Origin of the sequence: Natrinema pellirubrum DSM 15624 (assembly GCF_000230735.2) — an archaeon.
In the GTDB taxonomy this organism is placed as follows: domain Archaea; phylum Halobacteriota; class Halobacteria; order Halobacteriales; family Natrialbaceae; genus Natrinema; species Natrinema pellirubrum.
In genome coordinates this window covers 1,642,284-1,662,120 of the sequence record NC_019962.1, presented here as the reverse complement: position 1 = coordinate 1,662,120, position 19,837 = coordinate 1,642,284, and the positions used below count along the sequence as shown (strand labels likewise).

The window sequence follows — 19,837 nt, the reverse complement described above, 5'->3', positions numbered from 1 at the left end:
ACAATACATGCTTTCGGAGGGATCGTCGTGTACGTAATCATCGTCGGTGCCGGCGAGGTCGGGCGCTCGATCGCCGCGAACCTCGAGGACGGCCACGACGTGGTCGTCATCGACCGCGACGCGGACGTCGTCGAGGAACTCACCTACTCGCTGGACGTGCTGACGATTCGGGGCGACGGGACCGACCTCGAGATCCTTCGTGAGGCGGACCTCGAGCGGGCAGAACTGGTCATCGCCTGTACCGACAACGACGAGACCAACGCGGTCGTCTGTGGCGCGGCCAAGGCCGCGACGGACGTCTTCACGGTCGCTCGAGTGCGCCGCCGGACGCTGCTGGAAACGTGGCAGGGATCGCAGGGTGCCTTCGGCGTCGATTTCATGGTCTGTACGGACCTGTTGACCGCGCGGGCGATCTTCCGTATCTCCGGCCTGCCCAGCGCACACGACGTCGACACGTTCGCCGGCGGACTGGTCCGGATGGCCGAGTTCGACATTCCGACGGACAGTCCGATCGTGGACCTGACCGTCAGCGAGGCCGACTGTTACGACTCGCTGACGTTCGCGGCGATCTTCCGCGACGACGAGATGATCGTAACCCGGGGTGACACACACATTCGGGCGGGCGACCGGGTCGTCGTCATCGGTAGTCCCGACTCGATCAACGAGTTCGCCGACGAGGTCGCGACCAAACCGGACGACGCCGAGGAGGTCGTCATCGTCGGCGGCAGCGAGGTCGGCTACCAAGCGGCCCGCGAGTTCGAGGACCACGGGTTCCGGCCGCGGCTGATCGAGCGGGATCACGAACGGGCCCGCGAGATCGCCGAATCGCTGCCGAACACGATGGTCATGGAAAGCGACGCGACCAACTCCGAGTTCCTCGCGCGCGAACACGTCGGCGAGGCCGACGTCGTCGTCGCCGCCTTAGACAGCGACGAGAAGAACCTGCTCGTCTCCCTGCTTGCCGATCGGCTCGGCGTCGACCGTACCGTCGCGATCATCGAGAACCCCGAGTACGCCGACCTCTTCGAGACCGTCGGGATCGACGTCGCGATCAACCCCCGCGAGGAGACCGCCGAAGAGATCATCCGGTTTACCCGGACCGACAACACCGAGAAGATCGCGATGCTCGAACACGACCGTGCCGAGGTCATCGAGATCGAGATCGGGCCGGAGAGCGTCCTCGCCGGGCGCGAGATCGTCGACGCGACCGACGATCTCCCTCCCGGCGTCGTCATCGGCGCGATTTCGCGGTCCGGCGACCACATCACACCCCGCGGGTCGACCGTCATCGAACCCGGCGACCACGTCATCGTCTTCGTCGACGCGACGGTCCTCGACGACGTCCTCGAGCTGATCTAGCGCTGCTCTCGTTCCCCGCAGTTTCCGTCGCTACAGCCGCCGCTCTCGTCGACCAAACACTGTCACTCGTCTCGATCCCGGTTCGACAGTCGCCTCGAGGACGAGGCGACGGGCCACCGCCAACCGTCAGCGACGGACACCGCGATAAAGGACGTATGCGACGAAGAAGAGAACGTACGCCGCTGCGAGACCGACCGTAACGGTCGAGCGCCCGAGGACGGCGATGATGAGTATCAGGACCGGCCCCGCAAGCAGGAGCGAATCGAAGACCCGGTCCTCCGCGCCCGACTCGAGGAGGTCGCCAACGACCGGGACGTCCGCGAGCCTCATCGGTAGAGCCCCCCGCGGTCGAAGACCGCCCGCAGCGTCACCAGCACGGGAATGATCTCGAGGCGCCCGATCCACATGTTAAAGAGGAACATGACCTTGCCGAGCGTCGGGAGCGACTCCGGTCCGGTGATCCCCGCCGAGAGGCCGACGTTACCCTGTGCGCTTGCCACTTCGAAGATAACGTTCTCGAGGGTGTACTCGCCCTGCGGGAGCATGATGAGGAGCGCGAAGGTGCCGAGCCCGAGGAAGAGGAACCAGAGCGCGGCGATGATCGCCGCTTCCTCGAACTCCTGGCGCATTTCCTGCTCGTTGAGCCGACGGCCGTTGATCTTCAGTCGGCGGACGGCCGTCTCGGGGTAGAAGACGTCCGCGATACGGAACCGGATCCCCTTCAGGAGGGTGAGCGCCCGGATCAGCTTGATCCCACCGACTGTCGACCCCGCCGCGCCGCCGACGACCATCCCGAACACGACGGTGAGCTGGGCCTGTGCCGACCAGCGCCCCAACGCGACGTTCGTCGTGTCGGCCGCGGTCTGGAAGCCGGCACAGGTCGCCGCCGAGACGAACTGGAACGAGCCGTACCGGAACGCGGTAAACAGGGAGTCGTACGTGTCACTGACGTAGACCAACACGGTCAGCAGGACCGTCCCGATCCCCATGTAGATGAACACCCAGCGGGTCTGTAGGTCCGAATAGAGGTTCCGCAGGTCACCCTGTAGGATGAGATAGTGGACGGGGAACGCGATGCTGCCAAGCAGCATGACCGGGAGGAGCGCGAAGTCGATGGCCACGCTGTCGTAGGTCGCGATCGAGTTGTCGGTGATCGAGAACCCGCCGGTCGCCAGCCCCGTCATGCCGTGGTTGATCGCCCCCCAGAGCGGCATTCCGACGACCCACAGCAGCAGGATCGAGACGAACGTAAAGAGGATGAAGATCCACCAGATCGTCTGCACGGTCGAGACGATGCTCGGATGGATTCGCTCGGAGCGGGCTTCGCTCTCGTAGAGGGTGAGCGAGCCGCTCCCCGGCCGGGCGAGGATCGCCGTCGTGAGGACGATCACGCCCACGCCGCCGATCCACTCGATGAACGTCCGCCACCACTGCAGCGTCCGCGGCAGGACCTCCTCGTTGTCGGTCATCGTCAGCCCGGTCCCGGTGAAGCCGCTCATGCTCTCGAAGACGGCATTGATCGGGTTCGTAAACGCCGCGAGCGTCGACGTCTGGGACGGCTCGCCGAGGATCGGCGGCGCGAGTTCGACCGTCCACGCGATGAGGAGAAACGGCAGCGACCCGAAGATCGCGACACAGAACCAGCCCAGCGCGGCGATGATCATCCCGTGGAGCTTGCCGGGCCGGGCCGCGTCCCGGAACCGCGAGGTCAAGATGTAGCCGACGACGAAGGGGACCAGTCCCGCGACGACCAGTGCCGGAATCGCGTAGTACTCCCCCCAGATGAGCGCCACGAGGATCGAAACGAACAGCAGTCCGGCCAGCGCCTGAAAGATGCGGCCCAGATCCCGTCCGATGGTCCGTGCCGCCCCCTTCATCCGTCACCCTCCACCGGCTTTAGAGACGCCGGTACAGTGAGGGCTTGCCGCCCCGCTCGAGACAGGGCTCTCGAAGACGGCCGTACGGTACCAGCGGCGTCGATCCGGGCCCACCGTCGATCGACCGTCATTGGACTCGGTCTTCGGGATGGCCGAACACGTCCGTGAGTTCGGGTTCCGCACCGAACGCCGAATAGACCGTCAGGAGGTCTCCGGCCTCGATCCGCGTATTCCCTCGTGGCGTGATCGGCTGATCCTCGCCCTCCCGTTCGATGGCGACGACGAGGACGTCCTCGGAGAGGAGGTCCTCATCGGCCGCATCGATGAGCGTCTTCCCGGCGAGCGGCGCGTTTGCCGTCACCTCGATCTCGAACACTTCCGCCTGCTCGCCGATCCGCATGTAGTCGACGATCGCCGGGCGAGCAACCGCCCGATAGAGGTATTCGGCGATGAGTTCCTGCGGATTCTCCATCGTGTTGACGCCGATCTGGCGGAACACGTTCATGTGTTCGGGATCGTGAACGACCGAGACGATGTTGGGGACCTCGTGTTCCTGGGCGAGCAGACAGACCATGATGTTGGTCGCGTCCCGGTCGGTCGTACTGATCAGGGCGTCCGCCCGCTCGATGCCGGCGTCCTGAAGCGCATTGTGATCGGTTGCATCGTCCTCGAGGATCAGACAGTCGTACGTACCGGCGGCCCGATCCGCACGTTCGGGGTCGTTCTCGATGACGACGACTTCGTTTCCCGAACGCGTCGCGATATCGATGAGTGGTTGACCGATATCGCCCGCACCGACGATGACGATATACATTAGGTCGGTGTTCTTGCGTGACCGTTGAAAATATACCGCTTCGGTGACCGTCCCGGTCGCCTCGAACGAGAGGAACTCGATCCCGTACGACTCCGTCGAGAGAGCTACCGGGACGGGGTCATTTCCACGGCCAGTCCCGTTGGCGCTGCCGTCTCGACCGCTCCGTGGTTTCCGACAGAATCCGTTCGATCGCCCAACCGGCCCACAGGAAGACGACCGCGATGAAAACGGCCATCTCGAGTCGGATCACCTCCCCGTATCGGACGGCAAGGACGAGGGCCATGATCGCCACCGCGACAGTGACGACGCCAAAGACGTCGTAGAACGTATGCGGGTGGCGAACGCTTGGGAATCGAACGTGCATGGTACTATCTACGCGCTGTCAGTATATAATCCTATTCACGAAACCGATCGATACTCCCATTCGAGGCCGCATTTTCGAGGCGCTTTTTCGCCGGCCACAACGGTGTCACGGGCGGAAACCGTCTTACGATGGATTAATGGGACCGAATCGAAATGCGATAACTACCGTGTCTAGATGTACTTCCGCGAGCGGGGTGTTCCATGCGGCTCCGAACTGACTGGCGCGCCAGCGTCGCGCTCGTCGGAACCGTTCTCAAGTATCTCTCCGTGCCGCTGGTGATCCCGCTCGTCGTGGCGCTTATCTATCGCGATCCAGTCGTCCCGTTCGTCGCGACGATCGCGCTGACGATCGCAGTCGGCGAGGGCCTCGAGCGGCTCAGCCCCGAACCGGACCTCGATATCCGCGAGGCGATGCTGTTCGTCGCGATCTCGTGGCTCGCCGTCGCGATCGTGGGCGCAGTACCGTACGTGATCGCGGGCTGGGGAACCGAGTCGACCCTTGCCCATCCCGTCAACGCCCTCTTCGAGTCGATGTCCGGGTTCACGACAACCGGAGCGACCGTCCTGGGCGAGATCTCCCTCGAGCGCCACTCCCACGCGATCATGATGTGGCGACAGCTCACCCAGTGGCTCGGCGGGATGGGGATCATCGTGTTGATGGTCGCAATCTTGCCGGAAGTCGCCGTCAGCGGTGCCCAGCTCGTCGAGTCGGAGGCCCCGGGTCCCGAGCTACAGAAACTCACGCCGCGGATCGCGGAGACCGCCCGCATCCTCTGGTTGGTCTACTTCGCCTTTACCGTCGTCTATATCGCCATTCTCTACGGCCTGCACCTCGCTGGGATGGCGCCCAATATGGGGCTATACAACGCCATCGCCCACGGGTTCACGACGCTCCCGACCGGCGGGTTCTCGCCGGAGGCCGACAGCGTCGCAGCCTTCTCGGCGGCCGTGCAGTGGACCGCCGTTCCGTTCATGATCATCGCCGGGACCAACTTCGCGCTGTTCTGGCACGTCTTCAGCGGGGAGGGCCACCGCTTCGTCCGAAACTCCGAGTTCCGCGCCTACATCACCGCGATCGCCGGACTCACCGCCCTCCTGGCCGGGATGCTCTATGTCGGCACCGCGCCCGCGCTGGCGGAACTCGGCGGCGTGACCGAAGGCGTGTTCGAGAACTCGCTGCGCCAGAGCGCTTTCCAGATCTCCTCGCTGTTGACCTCGACGGGGTACGCGACCAGCGACTTCGTCGACTGGAGTTCGACGGGGAAGATCGTCCTCCTGTTCGCGATGCTCGTGGGCGGCTGTGCCGGCTCGACGGGCGGCGGCGTCAAGGTCGTCCGATGGCTGATCATCTTCAAAGTCCTTCGGCGGGAGCTGTTTACCGCATCCCACCCCGAAGTCGTCCGTCCGATCCGGCTCGGCGGCAACGTCGTCGACGAGGACGCCATCCGGGGCGTCCTCGGCTTTACCTTCATGTACCTCATCATCTTCGCCGGCGCAACCTTGCTGATCGCGCTGGACGTCAGTCGGGCCAGTGCGATCGCGAACTTCTCGCCGCTCGAGGCCTTCAGCGCGAGCCTCGCGACGATCGGGAACATCGGCCCCGGCTTCGGCCACCTCGGACCGTTCGGCAGCTACCTGGACTTCCCGGTCCCGTCGAAACTCCTGATGATCTTCCTGATGTGGATCGGCCGCCTCGAGATCATCCCGGTACTGGTCCTCTTTACCGGCGGGTTCTGGACCCGCTGAACGGACCGGCCCGCCTCCGTGCGGTCGATCCCGCTCCCTGCTCTCGCGTTCGTCCGATTCCCGTCAGTCCCGACACGGCCACGATCTGCACCACGGCTGCGCCGGGACCCAGTAATAGCACCCCTCCTCAGTCGATCGTCGTCCCCGGGTTCTCGCCCGCGAGGAACGACTCCAAACCCTCGAGTCCGAAGATCGACGCCTCGGCCTCGAGAGCGAGCAGCGTCCGCACCTTGCCGGCCATCCCGCCGGTCACGTCGGTCGCCTCGCTGGCTCCCAGGACGTCGGCCACGGCGTCGAAGTCGTCGATCCGGTCGATGACCGCGTCCTCGCCGTCCAGTACGCCGGGAACCGTCGAACAGAGCCCGACCCGATCGGCCTCGAGGGCTCGAGCCAGGGTCGCCACCAGTTCGTCACCGCTGACGACGGTCGCGCCTTCGCCCGCGTGGGCGATCATATCGCCGTGGAGGACGGGAACGAATCCCTCGGTGAGCATCGTCTCGACCTGCCCGGTCGGCAGCTGGAGGTTCCCTTCAGCGTCGCGACGGCCCGCCGAGAAGGGATGGACCGGCACCGCCTCGACGTCGCGCTCGAGCAGCCGCCCGAGGACGAACTGGTTCAGGGTCTTCATCGCACCGTGAACGTCGAGCGCCGCGCTCGCGTCGTGAGTCCCCGCCGTCGTGGTGATGCCGTGTTCGCTGGCGTTGTGGTGCCCGAAGCTCCCCCCGCCGTGGACGACGACGAGGTCCTCGTCGCCCTCGAGCGCCGCGATCGCGTCCGCCGCCCGCGCTAAGGCGTCGCCGTCGAGCGTCTCGGGCCGATCCTTCTCCGTGATGACGCTGCCGCCGAGTTTCAAAACGATCATTCGACCCGCTTCACCCCGGTTTCGGCCAGTTCGGCGCGGAAGGCGTCCTCACAGCCCGGCGTGAACGAGAGGGCCGTCTCGGTCTCCTCGGTGGGATCGAGCGCGACGATACAGCCCCCGCCGCCGGCACCGGTCAGCTTCGCGCCGTGAGCGCCCGCGTCGCGGGCCGCCCAGACCATCGTGTCCAGCGAACGCGAGGAGACCCCCAGCGCGGAGAGCAGGCCGTGGTTGAAGTCCATCAGCCGGCCGATCTCCTCGACATCGCCGTCGGCGAGCGCGTCCTCGCCGTTGCGAACCACGTCACCGATCGCTTCGACCGTGTGGGCCGCGAAGTCGTACTCCTCGCGTAGGTCGCGAACGCCCGCGACCAGTTGGCCGGTATCGCCCGCGCCGCCGTCGAACCCGATCACGATCGGGAGTTCCGGTGCCTCGAGCGAGCGACAGTCGTCGCCCTCGACCCGGACCGCGCCGCCGGTCGCCGAGCAGAACGTGTCGGCGCGGGAGGCCTGGCCGTCCTGAACCTGTGACTCCGTTCGATAGGCCCGGTCGGCGAGTTCGTCGCGATCCAAGGTGACGCCGAGTTCTCGAGTGGCCGCGTCGATGGCGGCGACGACGACCGCCGCAGAGGACCCCAGGCCCGCCCCGAGCGGGATGTCGCTCTCGATGGTCACGTCGAAGCCGGCCTCTTCCGCACCGGTGACCTCGCGGACCTGTTCGATCGCGCCGTCGACGTACTGGGTCGCCGCCGTCACCAGCGATTCGGGGACATCCACGTCGGGGCGAGCGTCGGCCGTCGCCCCGTACTCGACGGTGAAGCCGTTCAGGCTCAGATCCTCCGCGTTGACCCGGAGCCGTCCGTCATCCCGTTGCTGGACTTCGACACGGGCCCGCCGCTCGATTGCACACGGGACAGCGGGCTCGCCGTACACCACCGCATGCTCCCCGAAGAGGTACACCTTGCCGGGAGCGCTCGAGAGTGTCATGGCCGGCCGTTCGTCCGACGGCCGTTAATAGCTATCTCTACCGGGCGAGGTCTCCCGCCGCTCCATCGAGGACGGATCCGGCCGCCCGCGGCGTATTCGTAGGTGTTATATCTCGGTGGTGACGACAGCGGCTGTGAACCGACGGACGTATCTCGGAACCGTCGCCGGGGCCGCGACCGCCGTTGTCGGCGGTTGTCTCGGCGGCGAGAGTATCGACGGTGACGACCACCCGGTCGCCGCGTGGGCGGACGGGACGATCGAGTTCGCCCTCCCGCCGTTTCAGGACGCGGAGGAACTCGAAGCTCAGTACGCCGGCACGTTCGAATGGATCGCGGACGGGTTCGACGAAGTCGATTCGGTCAAGGGGACGCCGACGACCAGTTACAGCGCGGTCGTCGAGAGCGTCGTGCAGGGCCACACGGAGCTGGCGAACCTCTCGCCGGTCATCTATGCCATGGCCCGGGACGAGGGGATCCACCCGCTGGCGATCAACTGGTCCCACGGCAGCGACGCGTACCACACGTACGTCGCCACGCGGGCTGAAACCGACGTGGAACGCCTCGCTGATCTCGAGGGGAAGACCGTGGCGATGGTCGACCCGCTGAGTACGAGCGGCGGGCTGTTCCCGCGGTACATGCTCTCGGAGGCGGGTCTCGACGCCGGCGATATCGATACCGAACCGGCGGACTTCGATATCGAGTGGTCGTTCGGTCACGACGCGTCGCTTCAGGCCCTCGAGAACGGCCACGTCGACGCTGCCGCCTACGGCGACTTCCAGCATCCGGACGACGACGCGATCGTCAAGCTCGCCGAGAGCGATCCGATCCCGTTCGACCCGATCGTCGCGGAGCCCGACACTCCGGAGACGGTCCGCGAGCGGGTGACCGAGCGATTACTCGAGACCCCGGACGAGGCCCTCGAAGACCATCGGGTCGACAGGTACGGACCCGTCGAGCCCGGCACCTACGATCCCGTGAGGGACGTCGCCGAGGAACTCGGCATCGAAATCGCCGATCTGGAGGAAGAAGACGAGGAGGACTAGATCCCGCACCGATGCTCAGCGTAACCGGCCTCGAGAAACGCTACGGCAACGAGGTCGCGGTCGACGGCGTCGACGTGACCCTCTCGCCGGGCGAACTGACGGTCCTGATCGGCCGCTCGGGAGCCGGCAAGACGACGCTGCTTCGCTGTCTGGACGGGCTCACGGACCCCGACTCGGGCACCGTCCGGCTGAGGGGCGAGCGACCGGCCCCGACCGACGTCGCGCTCGTCTTCCAAGCGGGAGCACTGATCGATCGCAAGTCCGCGCTCGAGAACGTTCTCGACGGCGGTCTCGGTCGGGAGCCCGCGTGGCGGGAGCTGCTCGGCTGGCACGCCCCGGCCGCGAAGCGGGCGGCGATCGAACGGCTCCACGCCGTCGGATTGGACGGCTACGCGGCCCGGCGCGTCGGAGCGCTCTCGGGCGGCCAGCGCCAGCGCGTCGGCATCGCCCGCGCGCTTCAGCAAGAACCCGCGGTGTTGCTCGCCGACGAGCCGGTCGCCGCTCTGGACCCCGCGACGGGCCGCTCGGTCCTCGAGCGTCTCGCAGCGGTCGTCCGCCGGCGGGATCTCGTCGGCGTCGTCAGTCTCCACCAGCCCCGGCTGGCCGACGGCGTCGCCGACCGGTATCTCGGCCTCGCCGACGGCCGCCTCGTCCTCGACGCCGCGGCCGAAGAGGTCGACGACGCCCGAATCGAGGCGGTGTACGATGGCTGACCGCGAACCCGCCGACCGCGAGGATGCGGTCGAATCCGCGACGGCCCCCGAACGAACGGCGGGAACAGAACCGACCGAGGAAAGCGGCGGGACCGCCCCGTCGGCGGACTCGGTCGCTACCGAGTTCGATCGCGTCCAGCAGCGGTGGCGTCGCCGAACGGTGGGCCGTGCCGCGCTGCTCGTCGCGCTCGTGGCGGGCGTCGTCGCGACCGCACAGTGGCTCGGGTTCGACCTCGCCTACCTCTACGCCCACCGGGAGAATCTCGTTTCGATCCTGTTCGAGGAGATGCTGGCCCCGGACCGGCTCGCAGCGCAGTTGCGCGCGGACGGCCCCTCGCTGGCTGCAGCGGCCCTCGAGACCCTCGCGATCGCGGCCGTCGGGACCGCGCTGGGCCTGCCGCCGGCGCTGTGCGTGGGCGTCCTCGCGGCGAGCAACGTCACGCCCCGGCTCGTCTACGGGCCGGCCCGTCTCCTTCTCGGGGGTCTCCGTGCGGTGCCGAGCATGGTGTACGCGCTGCTGTTCGTCGTCCTCGCCGGACTCGGTCCCGTCGCGGGAACCCTCGCGATTGCGATGGGGACGGTCGGCGACCTCGGCCGGCTGTTCGCTGACGAGATGGAGGAGATCGACCCCGATCCGGTCGAGGCCGTCCGGTCGGCGGGGGCCGGTATCGTCGCGACGACGGCCGCCGCCCGGCTCCCGCAGGTGACGACGGCCTACGTGGCTTGGACCCTGTTCTACCTCGAGCTCAACGCGCGGAAGAGTTCGGTACTCGGGATCGTCGGAGCGGGCGGGATCGGCTACCCGTTGATCATGGCCTTCCGAGCACGGAACTACACGCGGGTGATGGCGGCGATCGTGGTCGTTCTCGCCCTGATCGTCGGCGTCGAGGCCGTCGCGAACGCGCTCCGGAGCGGCCTCGACGCGGACCGGCGGGCGTCCGAACGGTGAGCCGGCCGCCCCGGCGCGGGTAGTCGGACTTATGTCGGTCCGCCCGCTCGTCGGTCCTATGTCGCTGGTCTTGCCGAGCGAACTCGTCGTCGACCGGTTCCTGCCGACGGTCCGGGCGATGCTGGCCGCCCGACTCGCGGATCGCGGGCTGACCCAGCGGGAGATCGCCGCCGAACTCGGCGTCACGCAAGCCGCAGTCAGCAAGTACGTCGCCGGCGAGGGCGGCGGCGACGACCGCTTTCGCGACGATCCCGAGACGGTCGCGACCGTCGACCGGATCGCGGACGGCCTCGCAAGCGGCGAGATGGACGGCTACGACGCCCTGTCCGAACTGCTCTCGCTCGTCCGCAGTCTCGAGGACCGCGGGCCGATCTGTGAACTCCACGAGGAGGAGATGCCCGCGTTACGGGGGCTGGGCTGTGACCTCTGTGTCCGGGGCCTCGATCCCGACGTGCGCGCCGAGCGGGACGTCCTCGCGAACGTCCGGACGGCGGCACGGACCCTCGCGTCGGTCCCCGGGATGGTTGATGCCGTCCCGAACGTCGGGACCAACGTCGGGATGTCGCTTCCCGATCCCGCCGACGAGACCGACATCGCCGCCATCCCCGGCCGAATCTACGCCATGGGCGGCCGGATCGAGATCCCCGCCAACCCCGAGTTCGGCGCGTCGAAACACGTCGCAACGGCCGTCCTCGCCGCCAACGACACCGACCCCGATATCCGGGCGGCGATCAACGTCGCTACCCACGACGGCCTGCTCGCTGCGGCTCGAGAGCAGGGGATCGACCCCCTCGAGTTCGATGCCGACTACGAGGACCGCGGTGAGCATCTCGGCGACCGGTTCGCGGACCGCGGTGCCGTCCCCGCCGTCGCCTACCACCGGGGCGCGTTCGGAATCGAACCGGTGACCTACGTCTTCGGGGCAACGGCCGTCGAGGCTGCCGAACTGGTCGGGGAGTTGCTCGCGGCCCGGTCCACGTCGGCGGCCGGCGGTTCCGCCTAACCGCTGAGTTCGCTCCCCCGATCCCCGCCCCGCCGTTCGTGTTCGATCGTTCGACAGCCCAGCGCCAACCGATCCGGTAACGCCCCCGCGTTCGCGTACAGGCTCTGTAGGACGAGTCCGGCGTCCTCGAAATTACAGCCGCGGTAGGCGCGCAGCGGCTCCCCTTCCCACTCGACGATCCGCTCGCGCTCGAGCAGCGGGAGGTGATGGTGTCGTAACCGAAGCCGTACCCGCTCGAGATCCGTGTCGATATTCGGGTTCGTCGCGACTTCCGGTAATGGAACCGATTCGCCGGCCGGGACATCCAACAGCGCGTCGATGATCTGCCGGCGCGGCTCCGCAGCGAGTATCTCGAAGATGCGATCCCATCGGTCGACGGCGGCGGCCGCCTCGCCGGACACTGGCTCGGACATAGTCGCGGGCACGGCGACGTGTCCACTAAACCTTGTGGCAAGTTTCCACGCCAGTATTTAGGCATCGGTCGCCGCGGCCGCCGACCCCGAACGCTCCAGTGCGACCGCTGATCGAGGCGAACGGTGGGAAAACGAACAGTCTCGAAATCGACCGAATCAGACGCCGCTTTCGAAGTCCTCGAGCGAGTAGGACGGCTCGGCACCGCGTCGATCGAGAACCTCGTTGGCGAGCAGCCAGTAGACGACCGAGAGGGCCTTGCGACCCTTGTTGTTCGTCGGGACGACCAGGTCGACGTTGCTGACCTGGTTGTTCGAGTCACACATCGCGATGACCGGGATGCCGACCGTGATGGCCTCCTTGACGGCCTGGGCGTCGCCGATCGGGTCGGTGACGACCAGCACGTCCGGCTCGATGTAGCCGTCGTACTTGGGGTTGGTCAGCGTGCCCGGGATGAAGCGGCCGGTACGGGCGCGAGCGCCGACGGCCTCGGCGAACTTCTCCGCCGGGAAGCGACCGTACTGGCGACTCGAGGTGACCAGGATCTGTTCGGGGTCGTAGTTCGCGAGGAAGTCCGCGGCCGTGCGGATGCGGCCGTCGGTCTTCGAGACGTCCAGCACGTAGAGACCGTCGGTCCGGACGCGGTGGATGAACCGGTCCATGTCCTCGGTCTTTTGCTGGGTCCCGATGTGGACCCCCGCGCCGAGGTAGTCCTCGACGGGGATCAGCAGGTCCGCCTCCTCGTCGGACATGACGTCGTCGTCGAGGGTCGGTCCGGCGTCTTCCTCGGCGTCGTCGGCTTTGTCGGCGTCGGCCGCGGGCGTTCCCTCGGCGTCGGCGGGCTGTTCGTCTACTGGCTCGACGTCCTCCTCGGCGGCGGGGCCAGCCCCTTCGGCTGGCTCCTCGTCGATGTCCTCCTCGGCGGCGTCGAGCCCTTCTTGGGTTGCGTCGTTTTCTGTCATGTCGCGTCGTCTGCGATTCGAATGAGCTCGTTGAGCTTGGCAGTTCGCTCGCCGCCGACCGCGCCCGTCTTGATGTAGGGGGCGTCGGTCGCGACGGCGAGGTGTGCGATCGTCGCGTCTTCGGTCTCGCCCGACCGGTGGGAGACGACCGAATCGTAGCCGTTCCGTCTCGCGAGTTCGATCGCGTCGACGGCGTCGGACAGCGTCCCGATCTGGTTCGGCTTGATCAGGATGCTGTTTGCCGCGCCGCGATCGATGCCCTCGACGAGCCGATCGGTGTTGGTGACGAACAGGTCGTCGCCACAGATCAGCGTCTGGTCTCCGACCTCGTCGGTGAGGTCGGCGAAGGCGTCGTAGTCGTCCTCGTCGAGGGGATCCTCGACGTAGACGAGGTCGTACTCCTCGACCAGGTCCGCGATGTAGGCGATCTGTTCCTCGGTGTCGCGGCTCCGGTCGCTGTACTCGTAGGTGCCGGAATCGGCATCGTACAGCTCCGCGCCGGCGACGTCGAGGCCGAAGCCGACGTTGAAGCCGACCTCGTCTTGGACACGGGAGACCGCCTCGGCGACGATCTCGAACGCCTCGCCGTCGTCGATCGACGGTGCCCACGCGCCCTCGTCGCCTTTCCCACACGGAACGTCGCGTTCCTCGAGCAGGTCGGCGACGGTCCCGTGAACGGCGGCGTTGGCGAAGACGGCGTCGGCGACGCTCGGCGCACCGACGGGTGCGGCCAGGAACTCCTGGATGTCTGTCGCGTCGGCAGCGTGTTCGCCGCCGCCGACGACGTTCCCGAGCGGGATCGGGAAGTTGTCGCCGCGGAACGTCCCACCCAGATGTTGGAACAGCGGGGCACCGAGGACGTCGGCACCGGCCTTGGCTGCGGCCATCGAGATCGCGACCGCGCTATTGGCACCGATCTCCGAGAAGTCGTCGGTCCCGTCGGCGGCATGGAGCGCGGCGTCGACGTCGCGCTGGTTGCCCGCGTAGACCTCGCCGACCAGTCGGGGAACGGCGTGTTCCCGTGCCGCGGCGATCGCTTCGCCGGGCGGCCGTTCGACGGCCTCGTACTCGCCGGTACTGGCACCGCTCGGTGCCGCGGCGCGGCCGAAGCCGCCGCTTTCGGTCAGAACGTCGGCCTCGACCGTCGGGTTGCCCCGCGAGTCGAGGATGCGACGCAGCCGAACGTCGGTGATCAGCGTCATTTCCGGTCGTACCCCCGCTTGACGGTAAAGGGCAACACGCCGGCGTCGTACTCCTCGGCGGCGATGAGGATCGGTTGGGTCTGCTCCGTCTCGATCAACACCGGCGCGCCGTAGGAGACCTGCAGCGCTCGCGCGCCGAGGATGCGTGCCTTCTCGTAGCGGTTGTGTTGTTGTTGCATGGGTTACTGGTACGGGGAGACGACGTCGACGAGGTCCTCGTGACTGACGAGCATGCGCCGACAGCAGTAGCGGTCGACACCGAGTTCGTCGAGGACCTTTTCGGGGTCCTCGTCGCCCTCGTTGGCCCGCTCGTCGAACTCCTCCCAGTGTTCGCCGACGACGTTACCACAGGTGAAACACCGGACCGGTACCATCATGATTGGATCACCTCAGCGGTAGGACTTCTGGTAGCGCGCCCGAGCGCCCGGGCCGCCCCACTTTTTCGGTTCGGACTGGCGAACGTCGTTGACCAGCAGCGAGCGGTCGAACTCCATGAACGCGTCGCGGAGTTCGGCGTCGTTGGTGTGCTGGACGATCCCGCGTGCGATGGCGGTGCGGACGGCGTCTGCCTGTCCGCTGATGCCGCCGCCCTCGACGTCGACGTCGATGTCCATCTCGCCGCGGAGGTCCTCGCCGACGATGCGGAACGGTTCGAGCATCTTGAGCCGGGACGTCTCCGGTTCGACCAGCTCGACCGGCTGGGAATTGATTCGAACGCGACCCTCGCCGTCGCGCACCGTGGCGCGGGCGACGGCCGTCTTTTTCTTGCCACTCGTGTTGGTTACCATGTGACGTTAGCACCTAACTGTTCGGACACTTCGTGCAGGTGGACGAAGCGGATGTTCGACAGACGGTCCAGCGACGTACCCTCGAGAACCGTCGACTCGTGGTCGTCGTCGTGTTCGTAGGGGTTGCCGACGTAGACACGGACGCTGTCGAGTGCTTCGCGACCACGGGGCTTCTTGTACGGCAACATCCCGCGAACGGACCGCTTGAAGATCGTGTCCGGCCGGCGGGGGTAGTAGGGCCCGCTGTCCGAGCCCATCTGGAGTCGCGTACGGTACGTCTCGAAGATGTCTTCCTTGTCGCCGGTGATGACGGCGTCCTCGGCGTTGATGATCGCGACGCTCTCGCCGTCCAGCGCGCGCTGGGCGACCTCGCTGGCGACGCGACCGAGGATGCAGTCCTGGGCATCGACGACGGTATCGGCGTCGAACTCTGCGAGACTCATCGAATCACCCGGACATCGGAGCCTTCGGGGTTTGCTTCGAGCGCTTGCTCGAGCGGTACGGATTCACCGACCTGGTCGATCTTCGTCTCGGCGGACGAAGAGAAATCGACTGCAGCGACGGTGACGTTCTTTTGTAGTGCGCCCGATCCCAGCACCTTGCCGGGAACGACGACAGTCTCTTCTTCGCGTGCGTATCGCTCGATGCGGCCCAGGTTTACCTCAGCGTGGGTGCGCCGGGGCTTTTCGAGTCGATCCGCGACGTCTCGCCAGACGTCGGCGTCCCGCTCACGGGACGTCGACTTCAGCTCGGCGATGAGATCGTTGAGCCTCGGATTGGTTTTGCTACTCATTGTATCCTCCAAATACGGTCGTCTCGGCGAGGCGAGGAAGCGTCTCGCCGATGGTGGAATCGGTTCGCTGCCGGCCGACGACGCGCCGATCGTCGCTGATCGGTGTCGGTCGGCGGTGAAGAAGTGGATGCAGGGAGCAGGATTTGAACCTGCGGACTCCTACGAGACAGCGCCCTGAACGCTGCGCCGTTGGCCTGACTTGGCTATCCCTGCTCGCACTTCCGTGTATCCGCCGCCCCTTCAAACCCCTTTCGATTCCAGTAGGCGAGCTATCGCCGGCCTCGTGGCTGACGGCACCGGCGAGCGGCTCGACCAGTTCGGGTCGGGGGCGTCGGTTCATATCTATAGCTGTACTGCGTCTTCGAGTTCGGTCGCGCGTGCCTCGAGCGTGTCCGCTGCTCGAGTCACGAGCTCTTCGATGCTGAAGGAGCCGTCCGTCTCCACGTGGAAGACGAACGCTTCGGGCACGTCCTCGACGCGGACTTCCTTGCCCGGGTATCGGTTCGAGAGATCGTGATCGAACTCGCTTGTCGGCACGAGTTCGCCGTCGTCCTCGATGACGCCGCGAATGATCCGGCGCTCTTCGTCCTCGAACTCCGGTAGGTCACCCTCGACCTCCACGCGCTGGAGGTGTCGGTAGCCGACCGCGACCCCGCCCTGGTGTTTGGCGTGGTCTTTCCCGCGGTCGATGACGGCGTCGGCCTCGGCCTCGAGGCGCTGGCCGTCCTTGAGATCGATGATCGGGACGTTCTCGTCGGCGGGTTGGACGAGGTCGTCCTCGGAGACGAGGTCGCCGGAGTAGGCGGTGTCCGGCCCTTCGACGTCGATCGAGAGCGTGACGGTGTCGTCCTCGGCGAACTCGCCGACCGGCGGCGTCGTCAGCGGGACGAGCCCCATTCGCAGGGCGAGTTGCTCGTCGAACATGACCGACGAGTTCTCGACGAACCGGACGGTATCGATCGCCATCGTCGGCACGTCGGCGATCATCGCTCGGCGGATGCCGTTTGCGAACCCGGGTGTCACGCCGCGAACGAGGAATCGTGCTTCACGATCCTCGCGTTCGACGAACTCGACGTCGTACTCAGCAGTCATGATCTAGTAGCCGCCCTTGCCTTTCGGAGCGCGCGATCCGTCGTGTGGGATCGGCGTGACGTCCTCGATGCGCCCGATCTCGATGCCCGAGCGGGCCAGCGCGCGGATCGTCGCCTGCGCGCCGGGACCGGGGGACTTCTGGAGGTTGCCACCGGGGCCACGGACTCGCACGTGGAGTCCGGTGATGCCCGCGGCCTTGACCTCCTCGGCGACGGACTCGGCCATCTGCATGGCCGCGTACGGCGACGCCTCGTCGCGGTTCTGCTTGACCGCCGTCCCACCGGAGGACTTGGCGATCGTCTCCGCGCCCGTGAGGTCGGTCACGGTCATGACGGTGTTGTTGAACGATGCATGCACGTGGGCGATACCCCACTTTTCGTCGTCCTGACTCATGGTTTACTGGCCCTCCGCGCGTTCGGGGTGGAGTTCGTCCGCGAGCGGGCTGTTCTCCTCGAAGGCCACCAGCTCCTCCTCGTCGACGTCGACGACGTAGGAGGGGACGCGGTGACGCTGCCCGTCGACCACGATGTGGCCGTGGGTGATGTACTGGCGTGCCTGCTGGGTCGTGTTCGCCAGCCCCTTGCGGTAGACGACCGTCTGGAGACGGCGCTCGAGGATGTCCTCGATCTCGAGCGACAGAATGTCGCCGAGTTCGTCGGCCTCGTCGAGGATGCCGACGCGTTTGAGCCGACCGAGGAACTCCTCGGAGCGCCGTTGGACGACCTCGTCGCCCTGGGCCTGACCGAGCAGTTCCCGGGCCTCGCGCCGGTAGGAGCGAAGCTCGGATTGGGCGCGCCAGAGTTCTTCCTTGTTCTTGAGGCCGTAGCGGTCGATCAGCGAGTGTTCGCTGGCGATGCGTTCACCCTGGTAGGGGTGGTTCGGCGTCTCGTATTGTTTGGTGTCAGTGCCGAGTGGCATTATTCGCCCTCATCCTCTTCTTCGGCGGCGGCCTCCTCGGCCTGTTCTTCGCGGATCTCTTCGACGTTGACTCCGATGGTGCCCTCCGTTCGGCCGGTGGACTTGGTTCGCTGACCGCGGACCTTCTGGCCGCGCTTGTGGCGCGTGCCCTTGTAGGAGTCGATCATCTTCATCCGGTTGATGTCGTGCTGACGCGTCAGCTGGAGGTCGTTGCCGATCTCGTGGGTCGTCTCGCCGGAGTAGAAGTCGTCCTGACGGTTGTTGAGCCAGTCGGGGACTTCCTCGGCGTAGTTCTCTACGAGTTCGACGACCTCGTCGATCACGTCTTCGTCGAGTCGACCGAACGTGTCCGTTCGGTCGACGCCCGCTTCCTCGGCGATGAGCCGGGCGGTCCGGTGACCGATCCCGTTCATCTCCGTGAGCGAGCGCTCGACGGACTTCGTCCCATCGAGGTCGGTTTGCCCGATGCGGACGAAGTAGCGGAGATCTTCGTCGTCTTCTTGCTCTTGAGGTTCTTCCGCGCTCATGTTGTCGTGTATGTGTGTCTAGTCTGCGTGCGTTGCAAATCGACTGGCGGGAAAACGCCAGCTGAGTTCCGACGTTGTGGCGGGGATTCGAACCCCGGAGGCTTGACGCCACATGGTTAGCAACCATGCGCCTTGGGCCGCTTGGCTACCACAACACCGTCGGTCTATCGTCGCCCTCTCGGACTCGGGGATCGCTCCCCTACACGTATCGCACCCGGACCTACCCCTGTCTGCTACTTAAGGGCAACGAAAGGCAGCCAGTTCGAATGGGGTCGACTCACATGGGTATCGAACGAACCGCAGCCGAATCGTCGGTCACGACGGGGCGGGGTAGGAATCATACAAGGACGGACGTGAAGCTGGCTTGAACCGTGTTCAAACGCCGGCGTACTCCTCGATGTACTTCTCGTTGATCTCCCACTCGCCGTCGTCGTTTTGCACCATGTACTCCCCGTAGTAGGGGACCCGGTTGGCGACGACCTCGCGGAAGGCGTCCCGGATCTCGGGTTTGGTCATCTCGCCCATCGTCTTGAGGTCGTCGTTGCGATTCAAACAGCCCTTCAGGTAGCCCTCGTGAGTCACCCGAACGCGGTGACAGTTCGCACAGAAGGTGGGGTTCTCGACAGGGTCGACGATCTCGACCATCCCTCGACCTTCGGCGTTCGACCCGCTATCGTTCGCATCGCTCGAGTCGTCGCTGACCCAGTAGCGCCTGCGGTCGTGCATCTCCCGGTGTTCGATCTCGTCGGCCTGTTCGGCCAGCCAGTCGTGGACGCGCTCGATGTCGATGTTCCACTCGGGCTTACCGGTCAGTTCCGGCATGTACTCGATCAGCTGCAGTTGAAGGCCGTCGTTTTCCGCGACGTGGTCGACCATTTCCGGGACGTAGCCCGCGGTGTGTTCGAAGACGACCATGTTGAGTTTGACCGGATCCAGCCCCGCGTCCAGTGCCGCGTCGACCCCCTCGAGGACCTTCTCGTACGCCCCGCTTTTCGTCACGGCGGCGAAGTCCTCGGGATCGAGCGCGTCCTGCGAGACGTTGACCCGCTCTAACCCGGCGTCGACGAGGTCCTCGGCCCGCCCCGGAAGGAAGGTGCCGTTGGTCGTCAGCGAGACCTCCATCCCGTCGGGCGTGCGTTCGATGATCTCCTCGAGATCCTGTCGGAGCATCGGTTCCCCGCCGGTGAACTTGACCGCGTCGACGTCGAACTCGGCGGCGACCTCGAGAAAGCGGACGACGTCGTCGGTCGACATCTCGTCGTCCTGTGGGTCCATCGGCCCGCGGGTGTCCCCCAGCCCTTCGTTGTGACAGTAGACACAATCGAAATTACACCGGTCGGTGAGGGAGACGCGTACCCCGGTTACCTCCCGCCCGAACTCGTCGGTGAGCATGCCAACGAGTTGCAGCCGGATCCGCTTAAACGCGCCGGGAA

At 66.3% G+C, this 19,837-nt stretch carries 25 protein-coding genes and 2 tRNA genes; 6 read left to right on the top strand and 21 right to left on the bottom strand.

Annotated features, from left to right (window positions below):
* The first annotated feature begins 27 nt into the window (after positions 1-27).
* Positions 28-1,359: a Trk system potassium transporter TrkA gene (gene trkA, locus NATPE_RS08140; protein WP_006182167.1), complete on the top strand. Its 1,332-nt coding sequence runs from the start codon at positions 28-30 to the stop codon at positions 1,357-1,359.
* A 126-nt stretch (positions 1,360-1,485) separates the two neighbouring features.
* Here the strand turns inward: trkA and NATPE_RS08135 are convergent, their stop codons facing one another.
* The 4 genes from NATPE_RS08135 to NATPE_RS08120 all read right to left on the bottom strand — a co-directional run bounded on the left by NATPE_RS08135 (position 1,486) and on the right by NATPE_RS08120 (position 4,414).
* Entirely contained in the window at positions 1,486-1,689 is a 204-nt protein-coding gene (locus tag NATPE_RS08135; RefSeq protein WP_006182166.1) for a hypothetical protein, read from the bottom strand.
* The gene (locus NATPE_RS08130; RefSeq protein ID WP_006182165.1) at positions 1,686-3,236 is read right to left on the bottom strand and encodes a TrkH family potassium uptake protein; all 1,551 of its coding nucleotides are present in this window, start codon (positions 3,234-3,236) and stop codon (positions 1,686-1,688) included. The genes NATPE_RS08135 and NATPE_RS08130 overlap by 4 nt, the downstream gene beginning before the upstream one ends.
* Positions 3,237-3,363: 127 nt before the next feature.
* A complete protein-coding gene (locus NATPE_RS08125) occupies positions 3,364-4,050 on the bottom strand; it encodes a potassium channel family protein (RefSeq protein WP_006182164.1) in 687 nt (228 codons plus the stop codon).
* Positions 4,051-4,168: 118 nt separating this feature from the next.
* Positions 4,169-4,414: a hypothetical protein gene (locus NATPE_RS08120; RefSeq protein WP_006182163.1), complete on the bottom strand. Its 246-nt coding sequence runs from the start codon at positions 4,412-4,414 to the stop codon at positions 4,169-4,171.
* Between the two features lie 200 nt (positions 4,415-4,614).
* On the opposite strand from NATPE_RS08120, the gene NATPE_RS08115 reads away from it, so the two are divergent.
* Entirely contained in the window at positions 4,615-6,159 is a 1,545-nt protein-coding gene (locus NATPE_RS08115; RefSeq protein ID WP_006182162.1) for a TrkH family potassium uptake protein, read from the top strand.
* A gap of 127 nt (positions 6,160-6,286) precedes the next feature.
* On the opposite strand, the gene NATPE_RS08110 is transcribed toward NATPE_RS08115, so the two are convergent.
* Both NATPE_RS08110 and mvk read right to left on the bottom strand, forming a co-directional pair.
* Positions 6,287-7,021 carry an isopentenyl phosphate kinase gene (locus NATPE_RS08110; RefSeq protein WP_006182161.1) on the bottom strand — a complete coding sequence of 245 codons (735 nt, stop codon included), beginning with the start codon at positions 7,019-7,021 and terminating at the stop codon, positions 6,287-6,289.
* Positions 7,018-8,004 carry a mevalonate kinase gene (gene mvk / locus NATPE_RS08105; RefSeq protein WP_006182160.1) on the bottom strand — a complete coding sequence of 329 codons (987 nt, stop codon included), beginning with the start codon at positions 8,002-8,004 and terminating at the stop codon, positions 7,018-7,020. Before mvk ends, NATPE_RS08110 begins: the two co-directional genes overlap by 4 nt.
* 133 nt (positions 8,005-8,137) lie before the next feature.
* On the opposite strand from mvk, the gene NATPE_RS08100 reads away from it, so the two are divergent.
* From NATPE_RS08100 to NATPE_RS08085, 4 genes are read left to right on the top strand one after another with little or no spacing between them, the layout of a single operon-like run.
* Complete coding sequence (locus NATPE_RS08100; RefSeq protein ID WP_006182159.1) at positions 8,138-9,046, top strand: phosphate/phosphite/phosphonate ABC transporter substrate-binding protein; 909 nt, start codon at positions 8,138-8,140, stop codon at positions 9,044-9,046.
* A gap of 11 nt (positions 9,047-9,057) precedes the next feature.
* Complete coding sequence (locus tag NATPE_RS08095; protein WP_006182158.1) at positions 9,058-9,759, top strand: phosphonate ABC transporter ATP-binding protein; 702 nt, start codon at positions 9,058-9,060, stop codon at positions 9,757-9,759.
* A complete protein-coding gene (gene phnE, locus NATPE_RS08090) occupies positions 9,752-10,708 on the top strand; it encodes a phosphonate ABC transporter, permease protein PhnE (protein ID WP_006182157.1) in 957 nt (318 codons plus the stop codon). Before NATPE_RS08095 ends, phnE begins: the two co-directional genes overlap by 8 nt.
* A 58-nt stretch (positions 10,709-10,766) precedes the next feature.
* A complete protein-coding gene (locus tag NATPE_RS08085; protein WP_006182156.1) occupies positions 10,767-11,711 on the top strand; it encodes a thiamine-phosphate synthase family protein in 945 nt (314 codons plus the stop codon).
* On the opposite strand, the gene NATPE_RS08080 is transcribed toward NATPE_RS08085, so the two are convergent.
* The 15 genes from NATPE_RS08080 to moaA all read right to left on the bottom strand — a co-directional run bounded on the left by NATPE_RS08080 (position 11,708) and on the right by moaA (position 19,796).
* Positions 11,708-12,124 (bottom strand): hypothetical protein, encoded by a 417-nt coding sequence (locus NATPE_RS08080; protein WP_006182155.1) that lies wholly within the window; start codon positions 12,122-12,124, stop codon positions 11,708-11,710. The two genes, NATPE_RS08085 and NATPE_RS08080, sit on opposite strands and share 4 nt — an antisense overlap.
* Before the next feature lie 156 nt (positions 12,125-12,280).
* Positions 12,281-13,084 carry a 30S ribosomal protein S2 gene (gene rpsB / locus NATPE_RS08075; RefSeq protein ID WP_006182154.1) on the bottom strand — a complete coding sequence of 268 codons (804 nt, stop codon included), beginning with the start codon at positions 13,082-13,084 and terminating at the stop codon, positions 12,281-12,283.
* Complete coding sequence (gene eno / locus NATPE_RS08070; protein WP_015298893.1) at positions 13,081-14,286, bottom strand: phosphopyruvate hydratase; 1,206 nt, start codon at positions 14,284-14,286, stop codon at positions 13,081-13,083. The genes rpsB and eno overlap by 4 nt, the downstream gene beginning before the upstream one ends.
* On the bottom strand, positions 14,283-14,465 hold the full coding sequence (locus NATPE_RS08065) for a DNA-directed RNA polymerase subunit K (RefSeq protein ID WP_006182151.1): 183 nt from the start codon (positions 14,463-14,465) through the stop codon (positions 14,283-14,285). The genes eno and NATPE_RS08065 overlap by 4 nt, the downstream gene beginning before the upstream one ends.
* Positions 14,466-14,468: 3 nt before the next feature.
* Positions 14,469-14,663: a DNA-directed RNA polymerase subunit N gene (locus NATPE_RS08060; RefSeq protein ID WP_006182150.1), complete on the bottom strand. Its 195-nt coding sequence runs from the start codon at positions 14,661-14,663 to the stop codon at positions 14,469-14,471.
* A 12-nt stretch (positions 14,664-14,675) separates the two neighbouring features.
* Positions 14,676-15,074, bottom strand: a complete 399-nt coding sequence (locus NATPE_RS08055; RefSeq protein WP_006182149.1) for a 30S ribosomal protein S9 — start codon at positions 15,072-15,074, stop codon at positions 14,676-14,678.
* Entirely contained in the window at positions 15,068-15,517 is a 450-nt protein-coding gene (locus NATPE_RS08050; RefSeq protein ID WP_006182148.1) for a 50S ribosomal protein L13, read from the bottom strand. The genes NATPE_RS08055 and NATPE_RS08050 overlap by 7 nt, the downstream gene beginning before the upstream one ends.
* Positions 15,514-15,867 carry a 50S ribosomal protein L18e gene (locus tag NATPE_RS08045; RefSeq protein WP_006182147.1) on the bottom strand — a complete coding sequence of 118 codons (354 nt, stop codon included), beginning with the start codon at positions 15,865-15,867 and terminating at the stop codon, positions 15,514-15,516. The genes NATPE_RS08050 and NATPE_RS08045 overlap by 4 nt, the downstream gene beginning before the upstream one ends.
* Positions 15,868-15,995: 128 nt before the next feature.
* A tRNA-Leu gene (locus NATPE_RS08040) sits at positions 15,996-16,080 on the bottom strand.
* Positions 16,081-16,209: 129 nt separating this feature from the next.
* Complete coding sequence (locus NATPE_RS08035) at positions 16,210-16,959, bottom strand: DNA-directed RNA polymerase subunit D (protein WP_006182146.1); 750 nt, start codon at positions 16,957-16,959, stop codon at positions 16,210-16,212.
* A gap of 3 nt (positions 16,960-16,962) precedes the next feature.
* On the bottom strand, positions 16,963-17,352 hold the full coding sequence (locus tag NATPE_RS08030; RefSeq protein ID WP_006182145.1) for a 30S ribosomal protein S11: 390 nt from the start codon (positions 17,350-17,352) through the stop codon (positions 16,963-16,965).
* 3 nt (positions 17,353-17,355) lie between these two features.
* Positions 17,356-17,877 carry a 30S ribosomal protein S4 gene (locus NATPE_RS08025; RefSeq protein ID WP_006182144.1) on the bottom strand — a complete coding sequence of 174 codons (522 nt, stop codon included), beginning with the start codon at positions 17,875-17,877 and terminating at the stop codon, positions 17,356-17,358.
* The gene (locus NATPE_RS08020) at positions 17,877-18,404 is read right to left on the bottom strand and encodes a 30S ribosomal protein S13 (protein WP_006182143.1); all 528 of its coding nucleotides are present in this window, start codon (positions 18,402-18,404) and stop codon (positions 17,877-17,879) included. The genes NATPE_RS08025 and NATPE_RS08020 overlap by 1 nt, the downstream gene beginning before the upstream one ends.
* A gap of 72 nt (positions 18,405-18,476) precedes the next feature.
* Positions 18,477-18,559 (bottom strand) — tRNA-Ser (locus NATPE_RS08015).
* 220 nt (positions 18,560-18,779) lie between these two features.
* Positions 18,780-19,796: a GTP 3',8-cyclase MoaA gene (gene moaA / locus NATPE_RS08010; protein ID WP_015298892.1), complete on the bottom strand. Its 1,017-nt coding sequence runs from the start codon at positions 19,794-19,796 to the stop codon at positions 18,780-18,782.
* Positions 19,797-19,837: the final 41 nt, after the last annotated feature.

Coding starts and splice junctions, on each gene's coding strand:
- NATPE_RS08135 (WP_006182166.1), bottom strand. CDS start 1,689: ATGAGGCTCGCGGACGTCCCGGTCGTTGGCGACCTCCTCGAGTCGGGC.
- NATPE_RS08130 (WP_006182165.1), bottom strand. CDS start 3,236: ATGAAGGGGGCGGCACGGACCATCGGACGGGATCTGGGCCGCATCTTT.
- NATPE_RS08125 (WP_006182164.1), bottom strand. CDS start 4,050: ATGTATATCGTCATCGTCGGTGCGGGCGATATCGGTCAACCACTCATC.
- NATPE_RS08120 (WP_006182163.1), bottom strand. CDS start 4,414: ATGCACGTTCGATTCCCAAGCGTTCGCCACCCGCATACGTTCTACGAC.
- NATPE_RS08115 (WP_006182162.1), top strand. CDS start 4,615: ATGCGGCTCCGAACTGACTGGCGCGCCAGCGTCGCGCTCGTCGGAACC.
- NATPE_RS08110 (WP_006182161.1), bottom strand. CDS start 7,021: ATGATCGTTTTGAAACTCGGCGGCAGCGTCATCACGGAGAAGGATCGG.
- mvk (WP_006182160.1), bottom strand. CDS start 8,004: ATGACACTCTCGAGCGCTCCCGGCAAGGTGTACCTCTTCGGGGAGCAT.
- NATPE_RS08095 (WP_006182158.1), top strand. CDS start 9,058: ATGCTCAGCGTAACCGGCCTCGAGAAACGCTACGGCAACGAGGTCGCG.
- phnE (WP_006182157.1), top strand. CDS start 9,752: ATGGCTGACCGCGAACCCGCCGACCGCGAGGATGCGGTCGAATCCGCG.
- NATPE_RS08085 (WP_006182156.1), top strand. CDS start 10,767: ATGTCGCTGGTCTTGCCGAGCGAACTCGTCGTCGACCGGTTCCTGCCG.
- NATPE_RS08080 (WP_006182155.1), bottom strand. CDS start 12,124: ATGTCCGAGCCAGTGTCCGGCGAGGCGGCCGCCGCCGTCGACCGATGG.
- rpsB (WP_006182154.1), bottom strand. CDS start 13,084: ATGACAGAAAACGACGCAACCCAAGAAGGGCTCGACGCCGCCGAGGAG.
- eno (WP_015298893.1), bottom strand. CDS start 14,286: ATGACGCTGATCACCGACGTTCGGCTGCGTCGCATCCTCGACTCGCGG.
- NATPE_RS08065 (WP_006182151.1), bottom strand. CDS start 14,465: ATGCAACAACAACACAACCGCTACGAGAAGGCACGCATCCTCGGCGCG.
- NATPE_RS08060 (WP_006182150.1), bottom strand. CDS start 14,663: ATGATGGTACCGGTCCGGTGTTTCACCTGTGGTAACGTCGTCGGCGAA.
- NATPE_RS08055 (WP_006182149.1), bottom strand. CDS start 15,074: ATGGTAACCAACACGAGTGGCAAGAAAAAGACGGCCGTCGCCCGCGCC.
- NATPE_RS08050 (WP_006182148.1), bottom strand. CDS start 15,517: ATGAGTCTCGCAGAGTTCGACGCCGATACCGTCGTCGATGCCCAGGAC.
- NATPE_RS08045 (WP_006182147.1), bottom strand. CDS start 15,867: ATGAGTAGCAAAACCAATCCGAGGCTCAACGATCTCATCGCCGAGCTG.
- NATPE_RS08035 (WP_006182146.1), bottom strand. CDS start 16,959: ATGACTGCTGAGTACGACGTCGAGTTCGTCGAACGCGAGGATCGTGAA.
- NATPE_RS08030 (WP_006182145.1), bottom strand. CDS start 17,352: ATGAGTCAGGACGACGAAAAGTGGGGTATCGCCCACGTGCATGCATCG.
- NATPE_RS08025 (WP_006182144.1), bottom strand. CDS start 17,877: ATGCCACTCGGCACTGACACCAAACAATACGAGACGCCGAACCACCCC.
- NATPE_RS08020 (WP_006182143.1), bottom strand. CDS start 18,404: ATGAGCGCGGAAGAACCTCAAGAGCAAGAAGACGACGAAGATCTCCGC.
- moaA (WP_015298892.1), bottom strand. CDS start 19,796: ATGCTCACCGACGAGTTCGGGCGGGAGGTAACCGGGGTACGCGTCTCC.